Source organism: Scytonema sp. NUACC21 (genome assembly GCF_054684315.1).
This window is the reverse complement of the sequence record NZ_BAAFZH010000080.1, coordinates 38,082-56,653: the sequence shown is the minus strand read 5'-3', so window position 1 is coordinate 56,653 and position 18,572 is coordinate 38,082. Positions and strand designations below refer to the sequence as shown.

Here is an 18,572-nt window from a genome sequence, read left to right as displayed (position 1 = left end):
CCTCAACTGTCGGTTCATTCATCACGCCTTGGGATCAAAAACCTGATTTCTATGCTTGAGACGAGCGATTTTTCGTTAACCTAAGTTTAACAACCGAGTGGCGTGGTATTACTGTATGGGGCTCTAGGAAATTAATTGTAACGCTCTTACTATGTTCTTTGTAAGCAGAGCGGCTAAAGGCATATGTTTTTACTTAGTTGTTACTTAATATACTGTGATTAGTTCTGGCTGCGATTGAAGACGCGCTCGGACACTCCCAGAGCGTCCTGGTTAAGGTGGCATGAGGGTAGCGTATGTAGCAAAAATTTAGTGAAATGGTATAAGCACTATAAATAAACAGTAAAAAAATACATAGCAGATTTCATGTAAATGAAGTACATGAGTAAACTAATACATATCACCAATCTTCTGGACTGGGCATTCCTAGAACTCAAACTGTACCTCTCTTTGATGAAACCTGCTGTAATATCTAATATTCAGCCAAACCAGTTAGAAGGAGCAAAACCTGGCTCAATGGCTCTTGGGATTTGGTGACTCATTTGTTCTTCCTTTTTCTGAAAAATTTTCTCAATTCCTTTATGAATTAAAGCTTCAATATACAATATTTCTTGGCTAAGCAATTGATGTGCGGACTTGAAAGATAGTTGTTGTTCCCCCGCGATGGCTACATAGTGATTGGATACTCGGCTCAAAACATAAGCAATCAATTCTTGACGTAAGTCAGGAATTAAGAGAACCTGTCGATAGGGATGATGAGGATAAGTGTCTAAAACATCCTCAATTGTTCCAATAACCACCGAATGTGTGAGATTAATAATTGTCTTAGTCATGGTTTAGGCTTTAAATCTGTTGTACCCCTTGAATTATCTTTATTCTTCAAAATGAATCAATTTTTTTTCCAAGCTAATAGTTGTCATAGAGGCGGATAATGAGTTATGGCTTTCTAAATTTAGCAACGGCATTTCTTGCCAACAGCTTCGGCAAAACCAGTAAACACGGTTATTACGAATATGCTGTAACAGCCGATGGGAACAGCAAGGACAATTTTTCTCCTGAACGGTTGCTTTCAAGCTAACCGCTAATGACTGGCTGCCTTGAGCTTTAATCGACGACTCACTCCTAGTAGGTGCGACCCAATGCATTGGTAAAACCTTCCTATTTCATGAACTATAAGTAGGTTGTACAAATAAACGTTGGTTTTTGAAGACAGCTAGCGCTCCTGATGATACAACAATTAAGCTATTTACGAATATACCTTCTCAAAAAAAATATGCTTTGCAAGAGCAAAGAGTAGAGGACACAGGATTAAGGAATAAAAAGGTGAAAAGACAATAAAAAATGAACTTTTCACCTTTTTCCATTATTGTGGTAATGGCATTAAAGAAAAGAGAAGTGTACTCAATATTATTTATCTTGACACCGATCTGCACCAGTTAAGATAAACACGTTAAAGCTGAACTTAGTGTGGCTAAGTAGGCAAGTGGGAATAAAAGTGACTGTGTGTTTTGGAGTGTAAAATGACTCAAACCCTTACAATTAATAGATTACAAATGACAAATGACTACCTTAATGAGGTGGCTTTATTTGTGCCGATCTACTTAGTGAAGTTTAAGCTGTAGGGCAAATAGACATTGGAATTGGTTCTCTGGTAGGTACTAAAGATCGATAATTTAAGGACAAACATAACTGCAATAGGGATATACCTTTGCACTGGGTTTATCCCCATAATCTCTACTCGCAACTGTTACATCTGGTTTTTTGTGACTGCTCTAAAAGCTGAGACTCTAGAGAGTATCTAAAAAAGGGTTATGCTTTTCGCTTTACCGGTGCCTTGTCGTCAAAACTGCCTTTAATTAAGGCTCTTACCTTTTGAACTCTTTATCCAATTCCTTAATATTGTTTTTATATATAAGTAGGTAAGCGAGAATAAACAATACTACGTAAATCAATGTAAAGTTCGTGAAATCGGTTTGCAGTAAGTTTTCAGCGTTAAAACGCAATTATCGAGTTTAGTCAGCGAAATCTCACTGTTCACAAGCAAGGTGCCGGGTTGTGTGGGATGACTGAACCGATGCTCTGGGCTTCTAGCCTAAGGGAATTTTAAGCGCAAGTTTACAAAGACTTGGTATAGGTGGAACCATAAAATGGCAATAAATTAGCTAAAAAGGCTCACATTATAGCGGAACAACTTAAATTGAGCGTTAACCTAAGGATTTTCGCTGGCTAAAACCTTCCACTCTTGAAAAACTAAAAGACGAAAAGGGTTCCATTTGTTACTAAAAAGTGCAGTAAAAAGAGCAATGAATTAAGCATAGCTGCACCTTTACTTATAATGGAAACCTAGACCAAGTTCTTTATCAAAGTTTTTAGGTTTACCACAAAAGCAGATCTCACTTAGCGGCTTTTTGTGCTTCAAAATAATCTTTGCGACAAAATGTCAAAACTCATGTAAGAGGTGGAGAGACACTATGAAACAGGATGATTTTAAGACTCTGGTTCAAGATGAAAATGCAATAGGATACAAAAATGCGGTTTTAGATGATAAACAACTTCAAGATGCTTTAAAATGCATCAATCCGAAGTTTGGAGATTTTTGTACCCGTGTAGCCGGCGAAGTATGGGGCCTTCCATTAATCGATCAAAAAACTAAGGCTCTAATAACAGTCGCTGTTGATGTTGCAAATCAAGATCATGTCGGACCCGGTAGCCCTTTTGCAGCACACGTGAATATGGCTATGCAACAAGGAGCCACACGTGCAGAAATTGAGGAGCTCCTTTTGTTTATGTGCGTTTACGCAGGTTTCAATAAGGCTGCGGGGTGCTTTGGTACCCTTAATGAGACTCTCGGTCCTTCAGAAGAAAGTTCTGAAGGCTTATGGAGTTGATGAATAGCAGAATAATTTAGTTTGAGCTTTGTGTTTGGACAGCAAGCCATCTTCTATTTTATTCATTACGTTTGTGATGCTACTCAGCACTATCTAGCTACAGCCGATTAGTGAAGGGGATTGGGATTGCAATCGAAAAATTTAGGATTTACGCACAACACAAACAGTCCATCATGTATGTTAATGCTCATTCGGTTGTTGCAACCTTTTGGCAACTATCCTCAAATAGGTAGTAGGCGATCGCTTATAATGAAAAAAACAAACTTTAATGCCTGAAAATTCTAGCCTCATACTTGATTGTTGCTGTTAATGCGTAATTCCTAAAATTATGGAAGGGGCTTCAATCCCAAACATATTTTGAAAAAATTCGCCAGTACCGAATACCAGAACGCCCATTCATAAGGGCGGCGTGTTCCTCTAGATTCCACCAGTTGGAGAGACTGCCTATCCTAATGCTTGTTAATCGCAGATATGTTGCACGAACGCATATAGCGGGGGCATTCTGGGCACGATCTGGTAAAGCCTACAGCCAAGCACTGCAATTTCTACTACTATCACAGAGGTTTCAGATGAAAACGCGAACCAACTACTACCAACAACTATCCGCAGATTATTCAAAGCCAGGGCTAGTTGACAAAGTGTTAGCAGAGAAACTGATCCAAGATGCTAAGGACTACATTTCTCTTCGTGAAAAAACTTTACCTGAAATAAATCTGCAATACAGCTTAGCGCAAATAGAAAAGGAAAATAGGGATTGGTGGCCAACTCACTGCGAAGCCCTGCGACAAGGAAGGGGAGACATTTTAGCAGAGGAATATGCGGATAATCTTGTCTACTTATGTGCTGATGGACCTTTTCTTGGCAGAACAGCTGGGACAGAGAGAGAAGTAAATTGGTGGGCAGTTATTGCCCAACCAAACGTAACCATGACTTGGCCCATCGTTTTGTTTCATGGTGAAGTCGTTTACTTTGAATGGTACTGTATGGATGACGAGACAAATGAAGTCATCGCTAAGGGAAACGTAACCTGGCTCCGACGCGGGCACAGAGGTGCATGTCACTTAAAATGCGAGCAGCTCACTTTTTATCGCGATGTTTTTGCACCAACTGAATTGCTGGAGTTGATCGAGCGTTGATAAAAAATGCCACAAGTTACTAGGCAGCAAATTGAAAACTTAGCAGCCCCAATCATCAGGGAAAAAGGACAACATGGCAACGACAACTTTTAAGAATAAGGGAAAAATAGGTGTACTCATTGAGGATCACTTTGACGAAATTGAGTTCCGCGCTTTCAACAAGTTTTTTCCTGCGAATGGATATGAAGTGGAGTACATATCCCATCTTTGGAACCAAAAACAATTGACCTTCAAGGGTATTGATTTAATAGAAGAAGTCACGGTTACGGTAGAAGTGAATGATATTGAGGCTACCGACTATGAAGGCATTCTTCTAATTGGTGCTTATGCTATGGATCGTCTTCGCTATGAAGAGCGTCATAAAAGGGGTCAACGTAACCAAGCTCCTGCCATTAGATTTCTCCGAAAAGCTGTCAAGGCTATGGATGCTGGCAAATTGAAAATTGGAGCTATTTGCCATAGCCTATGGCTATTTACTGCCGATAGAGAACTGCTGGAAAACCGTGAAGTGACTTGTGCCCATAACATCTTGTGTGATGTGGAAAACGCTGGAGGCATCATTGTCTTTGATGGTGATGGGACTAAAGACATACATATTGATGGCAATTTGATAACAGCCAAACATCCTAATGTAGTTGCCGAGTTCATGGATATATTTTTAAAAGCTATTAACGAGCAGCAATTGCAAGTAGTAGCTAAGTAAAAAGAAAACCAAGACTAAAGAACGAGCCTTTTTGGTAGGAAAGAAAAAGACCACTCCTTAGTTTTGTTTTAAAACCTGGGTTAACGCTTGAACTTGGGAGTGGCAATTAAGCAGAAGATTCAGCATTGCACCTGTACTTATGACTCAGGTATGACTCAAATACTTGATTCTCTACCTTCCGATGAGCCCGGTAAAATTCTTTGCAACTACGTTAATGCCACTGGTCAGATTCAAATTGCTCGGATCTCGAATGTTCCCAATTGGTACTTTGAGCGAGTTATTTTCCCAGGACAAAGTCTTTTGTTTCAAGCGCCGCCAAATGCCCAATTGGAAATTCATACGGGCACAAAGGTCTGTGCAATCTTATCAGATAAGATATTGTGCGACAACCTACTTATTAACTGAGGAAGCAGCTAACCAAACAACAATATCTTAGCAAAGCCTTAAAACGCCTCACTGAATTGGGGTAGATATCTAAATAGACACTCTAAAGTGAACAAACGAGCAAAATGACTGCAACAACACCTAAATTCCAGATACAATTAGCTCCAGCAAAGTACGAAATAGAAGTGGGACGCACACATCCCTTAGGTGCAACACCATGCATAGATGGCGTCAATTTCTCAATCTTTGCAGAACATGCGACATCTGTCGAACTCTTATTGTTTGAAGAGCCTAGTGACCCAGCACCTATCCAAACTATTAAATTAGACCCAAAAAGCAATAAAACCTTTCACTTTTGGCATGTTTACGTCAAAGGATTGAAACCTGGAGTTGGCTACGCTTATCGAGTTGACGGTCCTCAAGATTTACACAGGGCAGGGCACCGTTTTAACAAAAATAAGTTATTGCTCGATCCTTACTCTAGGGGAAACGACAATAGCCTTTGGAACCGCATTGATGCTTTGGGTTCAAAAGACAATCTGCTCACCTCAATGCGTAGTGTGGTCACCGATATATCGGATTATGACTGGGAAGGCGATCGTCCTCTCAATCGCCCGATGAGTGATACCATCATTTACGAGATGCATGTTGGCGGATTTACTAAGTCACCCACTTCTGGCTGCAAACATAAAGGAACTTTCTCTGGGGTCATTGAGAAAATTCCTTACTTAAAACAATTAGGCATAACTGCTGTTGAACTCTTGCCAGTATTTGACTTTGACGAAACGGAAATTGTCCGAGAAGTTAACGGTATACAGCTAAAAGACTACTGGGGATATAACCCCCACAGTTTCTTTGCCCTTGATTGCTCTTATTCTTCTTCTCCTAAGGAGAAAAACCCGATTAACGAGTTTCGGGATATGGTTAAGGCGTTGCACAAGGAAGGGATCGAGGTCATCCTAGACGTAGTCTTCAATCATACTAGCGAAGGTAACCATCAGGGTCCGACCATTAACTTAAAAGGTTTTGGAAATAGTACTTACTATCACCTTGTACCTTGGGATAAGCAGTACTATATGGACTACTCTGGCTGCGGAAACACATTCAACTGCAATCACCCAATTTCGGAAAAGTTAATTGTGGAGTGCCTGGAATTTTGGGTAAAAGAAATGCACGTTGATGGATTCCGGTTTGATGAAGGGTCTATTTTGTCCCGTGGGCAAGATGGAGTGCCTATGGTTCATCCATCGGTAGTCTGGCACATTGAAACATCTGCTGCGTTGGCTGAAACCAAAATCATTGCTGAGGCTTGGGATGCAGGTGGTCTCTATCTCATTGGATACTTCCCCGGATATCGTTGGGCAGAATGGAACGGGCGCTATCGAGACGACATTCGACGCTTTGTTAAAGGAGATCCAGGACTGGTTGGGTCAGTCGCTGCACGCCTTGCCGGAAGTGCCGATCTTTATCAAACGACCGGACATTTACCAATTAATAGCATTAATTTTATCACTTGCCATGATGGGTTTACCCTCAATGATTTGGTTTCTTATAACGAGAAACACAATGAAGCTAATGGTGAAAGAAACCAAGATGGCATTAGTGACAATTTGAGCTGGAATTGTGGGTTTGAAGGAGAAACTGAAGACCCAGAAATTGATGCATTGCGGCGGAAACAGATTAAGAATTTTGCAGCTATTCTTTTGCTTTCTCAGGGCGTTCCAATGATAGTGGCTGGCGATGAAGTCAGACGCACTCAAAAGGGCAATAACAACGCCTACTGTCAAGACAACGAAATTAATTGGTTTGACTGGAATCTTGTTGAGAATAACGCAGATATATTCAGATTCTTCAAGCAGATGATTGACTTCCGCAGCTGTTACTGCCATCCTGGCTTACGCCGCAGCCAATTCTTTACTGGCGAAGTTAATGAGCGCGGTCTAGCAGATATCTCTTGGCATGGTTGTAAGTTATTCGGCACGCCTTGGGATGACCCTCATGCTAGATCTCTGGCATACACTATGGGAGGCTTCAACGGTAACGCAGACATTCACGTCATGCTGAATATGTACTGGGAAGATATAGACTTTGAAATTCCTTATCTTGAAAATAGGAGATGGTATAAAGTTGTAGATACTGCTGAGCCTTCTCCTATGGACATTGTAGAAAGAGGCAAAGAGACTTTGGTTTCAGGGAATACATATGTCGTCAAAAACCGCAGTATTGTCGTTCTAATTTCCCAGTAATTTCAACTCATTCACTTCACTGGTAGGAGGAACTTTCATGGATAAGGTAGATTTTTCGTTTTCAGATATGCTGGCTGGGTATGTCACTGAGTTTGACCCACACCAAGGAGCTTACGGCAGTTTCGGTCTCAAAACATCAGACGGCAGGAACTTTAAGGTAGCATTAACCGCAACCACTTATGCTGAACTGGTACGCAATTTGGGAGAACCATACTACGATTGTACCAGCCAGATGAGAGCAATGTTTGTCCCAAATCGGTATCTTTTTGTGTATGGCATTTTCTATTTTGAGGCTCTTCAGCACAATTTTGAAGCCAAACACATAGTTTTTCTGGGCAGAACAGAAAAGGAATATGTCTTTGAGAAGCAAGATTGGTGGGTCAAGCAGATACAAAGCCTTGCCAATTTTTACCGAAAAGCCCAGTTTGAAGATGGCGAAATTGACTATCGTAATTATCGCACTGGTATCGGCTTGGTTGGTTCTAAAGAAGATAGTAATCGTCAAGAAACTGACACCATTTCTCGTCTGGTTTACGGTTTTGCGACAGCTTTCATGACGACAGTTGGAATACAAGTGTGAAAAGTTTGGTAGTCAATTAATTGTTGCAGACCAGTGGTACCCATCCAGCAAAACCTGTAGTTGTTGTGGGTTCAAGAAAGATCAATTATCCCTATCCGAGCGAGTGTTCGATTGCTCTAGTTGTGGCAGTTCTATCGATAGGGATTTAAACGCAGCAATTAACTTGAGCCAGTGCGTTGCGCTCTTTAAGCGCGTTGAAGCACAGCAGCGTATCGCGTTTGGCTAAAGCGTGAAAGCAAAGCTGAGGGATAACCGCTCCCATGCTCCCAATGAAGTAGGAAGTAAAGTCTAGATTTGTCTAGGTTTTATATAGCAGATGTGTGAATAGCCCCCTGCACGGATTTTGGATTTAGCATAATTTGATTGAGAAAAAATAGCCTCTTACTCAAAAAATTCACAAATTGCTTTCTGGGATCGTCTTTATAGTGTAGAGACGAAAATGGAAAGAGGATATTTTTATGCCTGATGTTGTTAAAATCCTATCAATTGATGGTGGTGGTATTCGCGGTATTTTACCTGCCAAGATACTTCAAGCTATGGATAGCGAACTGAAAAATTTATAGCAAAAAGACATCGCTAGTACCTTTGACCTTATTGGTGGAACATCAACTGGTGGAATAATTGCTTTGGGACTTTGTGCAACACCAAAAATAGATAATAAAACTGTTCGCTATACTCCATCCGATCTTCTGGGGTTTTATACCAAAAACGCCAAAGATATTTTTCAGGTTCAAAGTATTCTTCCTCCAACATCAGGTCCTGGAATTAAAGCGGCACAATATAAAGCTGAAGCAATTGAAAATTTTTTGAAGTCTAAGTTTGGCAATTTGGCAATTTCAGAAGTAGAAAAACCGGTAGTTGTTTTTGCTTTTGACATCAGAAGTAATCAATTACAGTATATCAGTAACAAGAACTCTGATGGATTTAACTGTTTTGTGTAGGAAGCAGCGAGAGCAACATCTGCTGCTCCGACTTACTTTCCAGCAAAATCCATTCAGGATAAGGTTTTAGTTGATGGTGGAGTTTATATCAATAATCCATCTTTACAACTTCTATTTTTGGCTAAACAACAGTATCCTGATGCAAAGGAATACGTACTTGTTTCCCTTGGAACAGGGCGATCTCTTTTTTCCTATGAATCCTGTATTAATTCAGGGCTTTATGGATGGTTAGCATCGGGAGAAGGATTAATTTTTGATGGAAAGGGCGCTCTTTTCAATATCATGATGTGCGGTGCCGACTTGCAATACATAATCAGTTGAAATCTAGCCAGAAACAGGGCATTCTACCGCTTACTTACTATAGACTTCAACCGGAGTTAGGAAAAAAAGAAGTTCAGCTTGACAATATTGATAACAAAAATCTTGAGTTTTTGCAAACAACAGGAGATGATTATGTTAAACTAAACAAAACAAAAATAGAGGAAATTTGCAAATTACTCTGTTAGTAAAATATTTAGAAGCGCCTGGAAGGAGGTGAGCGTGCTTCTTTTTAGTTACAAGAAGGCGATCGCTTCCTCCTTAAGCATAAAATGAAGGATTGCGGACGGGTAATATTGTCTGGTTCCAACAAATGTAATAAGGTAAAAATTTCTACCTTATTAATACTTAGAAACAGACAAATTAAATTAAAAATTAAGTCAACAAAGTAACTTTACCACTAGCTAAATCATAACGACCAGCAGCAATGTTCAGTTTACCTTCTTTAATCAAACCTCTTAAAATGGTCGAGCTCTCTGCCAACCTTTCTGCCTGATATTGGGAATTAGCAATGATGGCATTTTCTTCTAGCTCGCCGGTTTTATTTCTTACCCTTTCTACAGCTGGTTTGATTTCTTCCACAAAAACGCCAATTCTCCCAGGCAATGGCTGACCTTTGGTAGCTGCTACAACTGCACCACATCTGGCATGACCTAAAACTACAATGAGTTGTGCGCCTAACACCGTTGTAGCAAATTCCAAGCTACCTATTGCAGTTTGGCTGGCGACATTGCCAGCAACCCTGACAACAAATAAATCACCTAATCCTTGGTCGAAAACGATTTCCGCAGGTACTCTCGAATCTGCACACCCAAGTATAGCGGCAAAGGGATATTGAGCTACAGCAGTTTCTTGCAATCGTAATTTTGATTGATTGGGATTAAGACGCTTACCTTCAACAAACCTGTTATTACCTTCAATTAACCTAGCTAAAGCCGCTTGAGGGTTAACTGGCTGGGGTCTTTGTGCCGTGGTAGCTTTTTGGGCAACAGCTGGCTCTTGTTGCCAAAGTACACTACTAACAGCACTAGCACCAATACCGACACTACCTACACCTGCTAATTTAAAAAAATTCCGCCGCCCAACAAACCCGTTAATCCTACTCATGATACGTACCTTATCTCAAACAGCACAATCTAACTAAGTTGCTATTAAAAAATCCACAAACATATACCCTAAATTGTTGTTAGTTAGATGGAAATAACAACTTTAGGGAAATGAAGAGTTTAAGAATTATGGCAACTCGCTAAATATTTAACTTTGTGATTGATTGGAATATACCAAAAGTATGTGGAACATTTAAACAAATCTATCATTTAATAAAACTATGCATACAAAAGCTTTTTACTTATGATCGGCTCTCAAGCCTTGCTACTGGAGTTCTTACCTCTGTCAATAATTTTTTATACTTCAATTCGTACATTTTCCAAGTTCACTCCAACAGAGGTAAGAAGTTCTGACGCTATCCCACTCCCTTCACCTATGAGTCTGTCAACACTAATATTTTGAGCGGTAAGTCGGTAAGACAAAACTTCACTAGTAAGGGTTTTAGATGTATTTACATTTTGTAACGTATTTTTGTTTATTCACACCGACTTAGTAAGTTAGTAGTTAGTGCTAAGTTGTTTTTAACCACTAACCACTAACCACTATCCACTATCCCTTACCACTTGCTATGAGATACAGCAAAGCCATGCGAATAGCAACCCCGCTAGTCACTTGGTTTTGAATAAGGCTAAACTCAGGATCGTCCATAACTTCAGAGCTAATTTCGACGCCACGGTTCACCGGACCGGGGTGTAAAATTTTGACATTAGGCTTGCAAAGTTGCAACCTAGAATGTGTAATACCATACATCTGATGATATTCTCGCAAAGAAGGCAGTAAATGAGCAGCCATCCGTTCCCTTTGCAAGCGTAAAGTCATAACAAAATCGGCGTCTTTTAAAGCAGGTTCGAGATTCCAGTGAAGAAACAATTTCCCCGGTCTGTCTTCCCCATAATCAGCAAACAATTTCGGCACAAGAGTGGGTGGTCCTGCTAGATGTACCTCAGCACCACTTGCGGTCAAGCTCCAGATATTTGAGCGAGCAACCCTTGAATGTACGATATCCCCAACGATCGCAATCTTTTTCCCCTTAAGTAATTCGATTTGCGGAGAGTTAGGATCGAGGAGAGTACAAAGAGTAAATAAGTCAAGCAGTGCCTGGGACGGATGCTCGTGTTGACCATCACCAGCATTGAGGACGTTAACTCTTACACCCAGACGATCCATTTCAGCCGCGATCGTATTAGGAACACCAGCCTCCTTATGGCGAATCACCATGATATCGGTTCCCATTGCTAGGTAAGTCTTCGCCGTATCGAGGATTGTTTCTCCTTTTGTCATGGAAGAAGTTGCGGAAGTAAAGTTCAGCGTATCTGCTGACAGACGCTTAGCAGCGAGTTCAAAACTACTGCGAGTGCGGGTAGATGGTTCAAAAAATAAATTTGCCACCACCTGTCCCTGCAAAGTTGGTACTTTCTTTGTACGCCGAGATAAGACCTCCACAAAACTGGCAGCCGTTAGCAAAACGGTATTGTATTCTGCGCTTGTGAAGTCAGCAAGGGAAAGAACGTGATGACGATTCCAATTGGTACTAGGCATAAATAGCTAACAAAGTTGTGCTTAAAGACGAAGAGCACAACCGACTGCACTACAAGAATACAAGCTTCTAGGTATGCTTGTCCTTTGTCCTTTGTCCTTTCTCATTGTAAGAACGGAGATGATTTTTACATTTCTTCACTTTTACATTTCTTTACTTAGTTAGTTTAATTGCTGGGAAGCGTTCACTCTCAAGAAAAATGACAAAAGTTACCAATCTAAACAAGAAATAAACAAATGAGGAATTCTGTTAAGTCTTGGTACATTATGAAACAGTGTTCCGTGATTTCCAGCTAAACTAGCCATGCAACTTGATGACATAAAGCTAAGTGAGCCAGCCATAGAAGCAGCAATAGATCGTAACCCACTCGTAGTCACGACTGAGACACGATTAGTAGATGTCATTGTTTTAATGAACCAAAAGCGGATTCACAGCTCGTCATCTGATGTCAACTTACAGTCAGATGTATTTTCTCCCTATGAGATAGGTTCTAGCTGTGTCTTAGTGATGCAGGGCACAGAGTTGCTGGGAATCTTTACAGAACGGGATATAGTGCGACTAACAGCCGCTGACATACCCTTTGCAAAAGTGACAATGGCTGAAGTCATGACAAAACCCGTGATTACTCTATCACAGGCTACTTTAAAAGATATTTTTGCTCCTCTATTTTTGTTTAGGCGCTACCGCATTCGCCATCTACCGATATTAGGGGAGAAAGGCGAACTCATTGGCGTTGTTTCTCATGAAAGTATTCGTAGCATTTTACGCCCCATTCATCTTTTAAAGCTGATGCGTGTGGGAGATGTCATGACAACCCAAGTCATTCGTGCTCCAATCACTGCCTCAGTGTTGAGCTTAGCTCAAGTCATGGCAGAATATAAAATTAGCTGTGTCGTCATCACCGAGCAATATCCCGAATTAGAACTGGGGCACTTTGTTCATATTCCTGTAGGAATTGTTACCGAGCGGGATATCGTACAGTTTCAGGCATTACAAATGAATTTAACAGAGGTTCAGGCACAGTCTGTCATGAGTACACCACTTTTTCTGCTAAGCCCTGAAGATTCTCTCTTGACTGCTCTTCGGGAGATGCAACGACGACATACACGAAGATTAGTTGTGTCTTGTGATGGCGGGAAAGAACTGGGACTTGTAACTCAAAGCAGTCTGCTGCGAGTTCTCGATCCAGTCCAGATGTATGGAGTCATAGAAACATTGCAAAAGAGTCAGTAGGTAAACTACCGCGACTTACCATTCGGTTGAAGTCGCGGTTTAATTGTAGCCCTGTACCAAATGAAATAAGCGAACTTGAGAGGTTCAAATCTTAAGTATCCTCTGGTAATATCCATTTGGGGGGTTGCGTAAGTTTCTTCATTCTTGCTATTTCAGCTATTTCTATCATTCTGTCTAAGGGAGTATCTTCAATAAACTTTGAAGCAGCCTCTCTGTACTCTATGTTGGGGCACTTATCTCCTAAAACACACCCATTAACGCAAGCTTCAGCGCAGTTAATTTTCGGCTGTTCCACAATAAACTCCTTTTTAATAAAGCATTTGTCAAGACATTATTACCCTTCAGATAAATATTATCGTGCCAGTTGGCATCTCATTTGTTTGAAAATCGGTACACTTGAACTAGAATAAGTTTGATTTTTATCGTTAAACCACAATTACAACTTAATGTCAGAAATCTTTGCGACCACTGGAACCATTGCCGCCATCGCTACTGCTGTTGTCCCCCAACAAGGTAGTGTGGGTATTGTGCGTGTATCTGGGGTGGAAGCAATGCACATTGCCCAAACTTTGTTTCATGCACCAGGGCGTCAACCTTGGGAAAGCCACCGTATTCTCTATGGTTACATCCGTCATCCACAGACAAAACAACTGGTGGATGAGGCACTTTTGCTGATTATGAAAGGGCCCCGTTCCTACACCCGTGAAGATGTGGTGGAATTCCACTGTCATGGCGGAATTATGGCGGTGCAGCAGGTCTTGCAACTATGCTTGGAAAATGGGGCAAGACTGGGACAACCAGGGGAATTTACCTTGCGGGCGTTTTTAAATGGGCGACTGGATTTAACTCAGGCAGAAAGTATTGCGGACTTGGTGGGTGCGCGATCTCCCCAAGCAGCACAAGCAGCGTTAGCAGGATTACAGGGAAAATTAGCCCATCCCATCCGTCAGTTACGGGCTCGCTGTTTGGATATCTTAGCTGAAATCGAAGCCCGAATAGATTTTGAGGAAGACTTGCCGCCCTTAGATGAAAACAGCATCATCTCAGAAATCGAAAGCGTCACCGCAGAAATATCCAAGATTTTAGCAACCGCTGACAAGGGGGAACTGCTCCGCACGGGGTTAAAAGTCGCGATTGTTGGGCGTCCTAACGTAGGTAAGTCAAGTTTGTTAAACGCTTGGAGTCGGAGCGATCGCGCCATTGTGACCGATTTACCCGGAACAACCCGCGATGTTGTAGAATCGCAGTTGGTTGTAGGTGGAATTCCCGTGCAGGTGCTAGATACTGCAGGGATTCGGGAAACAGAAGACCAAGTAGAAAAGATTGGAGTAGAACGTTCCCGTCGTGCTGCAAGTGCTGCAGATTTAGTCCTGTTAACCGTAGATGCTTCAGCAGGTTGGACAGATGCAGATGGAGAAATCTACGCACAAGTGCAACACCGTCCCTTAATTTTGGTTATTAATAAAATTGACCTAGCACTAGCAGAAGAAGTGCAATATCCAAAGAGTATCACTCAGGTTGTCAAAACAGCAGTAGCTCGCAACGAGGGTATTGATGCTCTAGAAACAGCGATTTTGGAAAAGGTCAGAGTAGGTAAAGTACAAGCCGCAGACCTAGATTTAGCCATCAACCAAAGACAAGCAGCCGCACTGGTTAAAGCGAAAACATCATTGGAACAAGTACAAGCCACAATCACCCAACAATTACCTCTCGATTTTTGGTCAATTGACCTGCGTGGTGCTATTTATTTTCTTGGGGAAATTACCGGGGAGGAAGTTACAGAATCTGTATTAGATAGGATTTTTAGCAGATTTTGTATTGGGAAATGAGCCATATTGCCACACGTTCGATGATGGTGAGCAATGCCCACCCTACAAAAATCGGAAATTTGATAGTGATTGTGAAATATTATTTTATAGTTGATAATTTTTAACAAAGTTGGTAAGTTAAAAAAATGTATTTTCTTCAAAGCATTAATAATGCTCATGCACTAATTGTAGGAGCTAGCCAAGGGATTGGTCTTGGTTTTGTAAGAAGATTGCTGCAAGAGGATGGAATTAACAAAGTTTATGCAACCTATCGTCAACTAGAATCCGCTTCTGAGTTATTAACTCTTGCAAGGGAACATGGCGATCGCTTAACCTGTCTGTCAATGGATATTACCGAGGAAGTACGGATTATAGAAGTTATCCAAAATATCCGTGCAGAAGTCAACAAGCTTCACTTAGTAGTTAACTGTGTGGGAATATTGCATGAGGCTTCGTTACAACCAGAGAAAAGCTTGCGACAGATTAACCCAGAAAATTTGATGCGCTATTTCCAAGTTAATAGTATTGGCTCTGTCCTGCTTGCCAAACACCTGTTACCCCTATTCCGACATAATGAACGCAGCATTTTTGCCAGTATTTCTGCAAAACTAGGTAGCATAGGTGATAACCAGCTAGGAGGATGGTATGGTTATCGAGCCTCTAAGGCTGCTCTCAATATGTTTATGCGAACAGTAGCGATTGAATATGGCAGAACTAGCCCTAAGACTTTAGTGGTGACTTTACATCCCGGTACAACAGATACTCGCCTTTCCCAACCATTTCAAGCAAATGTACCCGATGACAAATTGTTTTCAGTTGAGCGAACAGTAAATCAATTACTGGCTGTTATCGAACAACTTGAAGAAGGGGACAGCGGAAAGTTTTTTTCCTGGGATGGTAGCCAATTGCCTTGGTAGAGTTCCCAAGCAAATTATTGGTCAAATTCATCGGACTTCTGCTTTTCTGTTTCTACCCATACCCTAGCCATAGAAAATAAAACTAGAATTGGACAAAGACCAAGTATTGCGATCGCGATTGTAAGTAGCATTTTAGGAATTTGAATAAGTAGATATGCTTAAATAATATTAACAAGTTAAGGCTGTCATTTGTCATTTGTCCTTTGTATGGGTTTGGATATTGTTTACATTTCTTAATATACTTAATTTTATTTTCTCCAGTGTAGTTAATTTGTTGGTTAAATCACAATAAGCACTAAATCATTATACTAAAGTTAAGATAACAGAAAAAATTGTTTAAATAAAATTGAATTTGGGCGATCGCGCCAGTGGAACCAATCTTTGTTGCAATTCTTTATATCTTTTTATTTAGTTTATTTTGATACAAAAAAAACCGTAGTAATTAGTGCTGATAGGTTTAATTAGAAGAATTCAACAAATAAAAAAAGCGTATTATTTTTTACACACTAGCGAGCGCATTGACATATATATAACCATTTCAGGTCAAGCTCAATGTATAAATGGTAAACGCATTATTGACAACTCAATACACCATTGGGTAAGTTTCAAAGTGTCAACTAAAGGATGACGTTTGAAGGATGAAGGATAAAATACCTTATAGATAAATTTAGGGGCTTGAAATCAGAATAAATCTTGTTCTTTCACCTCATTAAATTGAGAAACTCCATCCCTTTTTGTAGCTCAATTCAAATTTCATCCTTCAGCCTTTATCCTTCATACTTCATATTTGCTGTATATTCGTGCTTCATTTCTGTTGAATTTCAGGTAGCATTCTAACCAAATTCTTATGAACTCAAATTCTCCACAAAAGCTCAACCGCCGCCAGTTCTTAATACGTTCAGCTATTACAAGCGGTGGAATCATTGCCACAAATGTTCTATCAAAATCACAAGTTTTTGGTCAAGCACCTGCCATCATCAAATCTAACCGTCCCACCATACCTTATGGTGTAGCTAGTGGCGATATCAGTGGCAATAGGGCAGTCATCTGGAGTCGCAGTGACAAGCCTGCCAAGCTGATTGTGGAATATAGCCTTGATGAAACTCTCCGCAATGCACAACGCGTTACCGGACCAAATGCCTTAGAAGTTAGCGACTATACAGCAAAGGTTTATCTTAAGAACCTGCCATCAGCTCAAAAGATATTCTACCGGGTCATTTTCCAAGATTTAGATGATACGAGTAAATATAGCGAACCTGCGATCGGTTCTTTCCGAACTCCTCCTGCATACAAACAAGATATCTTTTTTGCATGGTCGGGAGATACTGCCGGTCAAGGATGGGGTATCAATCCCGAGTTTGGCGGTATGAAGATTTACGAAACAATCCGAAGCCTCAATCCAGACTTTTTTATTCATTCTGGAGATACTATTTATGCTGATAATCCCATCCAAGCAGAAGTTAGGTTGGATGATGGCAGCATCTGGAAGAATATTACGACAGAGGCAAAGTCAAAAGTTGCAGAAACCTTAGACGAGTTTCGCGGTAACTACATTTATAATTTGCTGGATGAAAACGTCCGTCGCTTCAATGCGGAGGTACCCATACTAGCCCAGTGGGATGACCACGAGACGACTAACAACTGGTATCCCGGTGAGATTCTTGATGATAACCGCTACACAGTCAAAGACGTTTCCTTGTTGGCAAAGCGGGCAAATCAAGCTTTCTTAGAATATTTCCCTATAGACATTAATAGTAAAGACCCAAGCAGAATCTATCGCTCCTTCAATTATGGTCCATCGCTGGACATTTTTATGATTGACAAGCGCAGCTATCGGGGACCAAACACACCCAATAACCAAACAGAACGAAGTGCAGAAACGGAATTTCTAGGCAGTGGCCAAATACGGTGGTTGAAAAATCGATTGCGGCGATCGACAGCAACCTGGAAAATTATAGCAAGTGATATGCCCATTGGATTGGTAGTTCCAGATGGTCCTACTAACTTTGAAAACCTAGCTAATGGAGATGGTCCGGCTTTGGGGCGCGAACTCGAACTTGCCGAATTACTGCGATTTATCCAACGCAACAACATCAAAAACGTCGTGTGGTTAACCGCAGACGTACACTACTCAGCAGCCCACTATTACGACCCCAACCAAGCACAGTTTACCGACTTCAAACCCTTCTGGGAATTTGTTGCAGGTCCTATCAACTCAGGTACATTTGGTCCTAACAGGTTGGACAATACTTTTGGTCCACAGTTGAAATTTCTCAGCATACCCACTGATTTGAGAGCAAATCGACCCCCAAGCGATGGCTTTCAATTCTTTGGTACTGTCAAAATTGACGGTAATACAGAAGTGATGACAGTCGGATTTGTTAACTTGGAAGGCAAAAATCTCTACAGTGTAGATTTGCAGCCAGAAAAGTAAAGAAAAGTATGAAGTATAAAGGATGAAGGATGAATGTAGGTTGGGTTGAGTCACGAAACCCAACATTTCAAGTATCAAGGATGAACGTAGGTTGGGTTGAGAAACGAAACCCAACATTTAAAGTATGAAGGATGAAGGATGAACGTAGGTTGGGTTGAGGAACGAAACCCAACAAACCATCAATTATGCTTCAAACACCTCAGCGATCGCACAATCAGATTGCGTAGGTTGGGTTGAGGAACGAAACCCAACAAACCATCAATTTTATTTCAAACACCTCAGCGATCGCACAATCAGATTGCGTAGGTTGGGTTGAGGAACGAAACCCAACAAACCATCAATT

The 18,572-nt window shown here is 40.9% G+C and carries 17 protein-coding genes and 2 pseudogenes; 14 read left to right on the top strand and 5 right to left on the bottom strand.

Annotated elements, in window-relative coordinates; genetic code table 11:
* Window positions 1-476: 476 nt before the first annotated feature.
* Window positions 477-830, bottom strand: a complete 354-nt coding sequence (locus ACYRY3_RS17955; protein WP_460202975.1) for a hypothetical protein — start codon at window positions 828-830, stop codon at window positions 477-479.
* 39 nt (window positions 831-869) lie between these two features.
* Window positions 870-1,142 carry a hypothetical protein gene (locus tag ACYRY3_RS17950; RefSeq protein WP_460202974.1) on the bottom strand — a complete coding sequence of 91 codons (273 nt, stop codon included), beginning with the start codon at window positions 1,140-1,142 and terminating at the stop codon, window positions 870-872.
* Between the two features lie 1,326 nt (window positions 1,143-2,468).
* On the opposite strand from ACYRY3_RS17950, the gene ACYRY3_RS17945 reads away from it, so the two are divergent.
* The 9 genes and pseudogenes from ACYRY3_RS17945 to ACYRY3_RS17905 all read left to right on the top strand — a co-directional run bounded on the left by ACYRY3_RS17945 (window position 2,469) and on the right by ACYRY3_RS17905 (window position 9,196).
* Window positions 2,469-2,885, top strand: a complete 417-nt coding sequence (locus tag ACYRY3_RS17945) for a carboxymuconolactone decarboxylase family protein (RefSeq protein WP_460202973.1) — start codon at window positions 2,469-2,471, stop codon at window positions 2,883-2,885.
* A 569-nt stretch (window positions 2,886-3,454) separates the two neighbouring features.
* Entirely contained in the window at window positions 3,455-4,021 is a 567-nt protein-coding gene (locus tag ACYRY3_RS17940) for a hypothetical protein (protein WP_460202972.1), read from the top strand.
* 73 nt (window positions 4,022-4,094) lie between these two features.
* A complete protein-coding gene (locus tag ACYRY3_RS17935) occupies window positions 4,095-4,724 on the top strand; it encodes a DJ-1/PfpI family protein (RefSeq protein WP_460202971.1) in 630 nt (209 codons plus the stop codon).
* 150 nt (window positions 4,725-4,874) lie between these two features.
* Window positions 4,875-5,126 (top strand): annotated as a pseudogene (locus ACYRY3_RS17930) (DUF1830 domain-containing protein); the annotation flags it as partial.
* A 107-nt stretch (window positions 5,127-5,233) separates the two neighbouring features.
* Window positions 5,234-7,354 (top strand): glycogen debranching protein GlgX, encoded by a 2,121-nt coding sequence (glgX, locus tag ACYRY3_RS17925; protein ID WP_460202970.1) that lies wholly within the window; start codon window positions 5,234-5,236, stop codon window positions 7,352-7,354.
* Between the two features lie 37 nt (window positions 7,355-7,391).
* Window positions 7,392-7,934: a hypothetical protein gene (locus ACYRY3_RS17920; protein WP_460202969.1), complete on the top strand. Its 543-nt coding sequence runs from the start codon at window positions 7,392-7,394 to the stop codon at window positions 7,932-7,934.
* Window positions 7,918-8,160: a zinc ribbon domain-containing protein gene (locus ACYRY3_RS17915; protein ID WP_460202968.1), complete on the top strand. Its 243-nt coding sequence runs from the start codon at window positions 7,918-7,920 to the stop codon at window positions 8,158-8,160. Before ACYRY3_RS17920 ends, ACYRY3_RS17915 begins: the two co-directional genes overlap by 17 nt.
* 346 nt (window positions 8,161-8,506) lie before the next feature.
* Window positions 8,507-8,971: pseudogene (locus ACYRY3_RS17910) on the top strand (patatin-like phospholipase family protein); the annotation flags it as partial.
* 21 nt (window positions 8,972-8,992) lie between these two features.
* Window positions 8,993-9,196, top strand: coding sequence for a hypothetical protein (locus tag ACYRY3_RS17905; protein ID WP_460203033.1), 204 nt, complete (start codon window positions 8,993-8,995; stop codon window positions 9,194-9,196).
* 372 nt (window positions 9,197-9,568) lie between these two features.
* On the opposite strand, the gene ACYRY3_RS17900 is transcribed toward ACYRY3_RS17905, so the two are convergent.
* On the bottom strand, window positions 9,569-10,300 hold the full coding sequence (locus tag ACYRY3_RS17900; protein WP_460202967.1) for a carbonic anhydrase: 732 nt from the start codon (window positions 10,298-10,300) through the stop codon (window positions 9,569-9,571).
* Between the two features lie 549 nt (window positions 10,301-10,849).
* Window positions 10,850-11,839: an aspartate carbamoyltransferase catalytic subunit gene (locus ACYRY3_RS17895; RefSeq protein WP_460202966.1), complete on the bottom strand. Its 990-nt coding sequence runs from the start codon at window positions 11,837-11,839 to the stop codon at window positions 10,850-10,852.
* A gap of 301 nt (window positions 11,840-12,140) precedes the next feature.
* Here ACYRY3_RS17895 and ACYRY3_RS17890 point away from each other — a divergent pair, with 301 nt between their 5' ends.
* The gene (locus tag ACYRY3_RS17890; RefSeq protein WP_460202965.1) at window positions 12,141-13,070 is read left to right on the top strand and encodes a CBS domain-containing protein; all 930 of its coding nucleotides are present in this window, start codon (window positions 12,141-12,143) and stop codon (window positions 13,068-13,070) included.
* Window positions 13,071-13,161: 91 nt separating this feature from the next.
* Here the strand turns inward: ACYRY3_RS17890 and ACYRY3_RS17885 are convergent, their stop codons facing one another.
* On the bottom strand, window positions 13,162-13,365 hold the full coding sequence (locus ACYRY3_RS17885) for a hypothetical protein (protein WP_460202964.1): 204 nt from the start codon (window positions 13,363-13,365) through the stop codon (window positions 13,162-13,164).
* A 151-nt stretch (window positions 13,366-13,516) separates the two neighbouring features.
* Here ACYRY3_RS17885 and mnmE point away from each other — a divergent pair, with 151 nt between their 5' ends.
* The 4 genes from mnmE to ACYRY3_RS17865 all read left to right on the top strand — a co-directional run bounded on the left by mnmE (window position 13,517) and on the right by ACYRY3_RS17865 (window position 18,545).
* Window positions 13,517-14,899: a tRNA uridine-5-carboxymethylaminomethyl(34) synthesis GTPase MnmE gene (mnmE, locus tag ACYRY3_RS17880; RefSeq protein ID WP_460202963.1), complete on the top strand. Its 1,383-nt coding sequence runs from the start codon at window positions 13,517-13,519 to the stop codon at window positions 14,897-14,899.
* Between the two features lie 125 nt (window positions 14,900-15,024).
* Window positions 15,025-15,795: an SDR family NAD(P)-dependent oxidoreductase gene (locus tag ACYRY3_RS17875; protein WP_460202962.1), complete on the top strand. Its 771-nt coding sequence runs from the start codon at window positions 15,025-15,027 to the stop codon at window positions 15,793-15,795.
* 847 nt (window positions 15,796-16,642) lie between these two features.
* Entirely contained in the window at window positions 16,643-18,229 is a 1,587-nt protein-coding gene (locus ACYRY3_RS17870) for an alkaline phosphatase D family protein (RefSeq protein ID WP_460202961.1), read from the top strand.
* Between the two features lie 154 nt (window positions 18,230-18,383).
* Window positions 18,384-18,545 (top strand): hypothetical protein, encoded by a 162-nt coding sequence (locus tag ACYRY3_RS17865; RefSeq protein ID WP_460202960.1) that lies wholly within the window; start codon window positions 18,384-18,386, stop codon window positions 18,543-18,545.
* Window positions 18,546-18,572 lie beyond the last annotated feature (27 nt).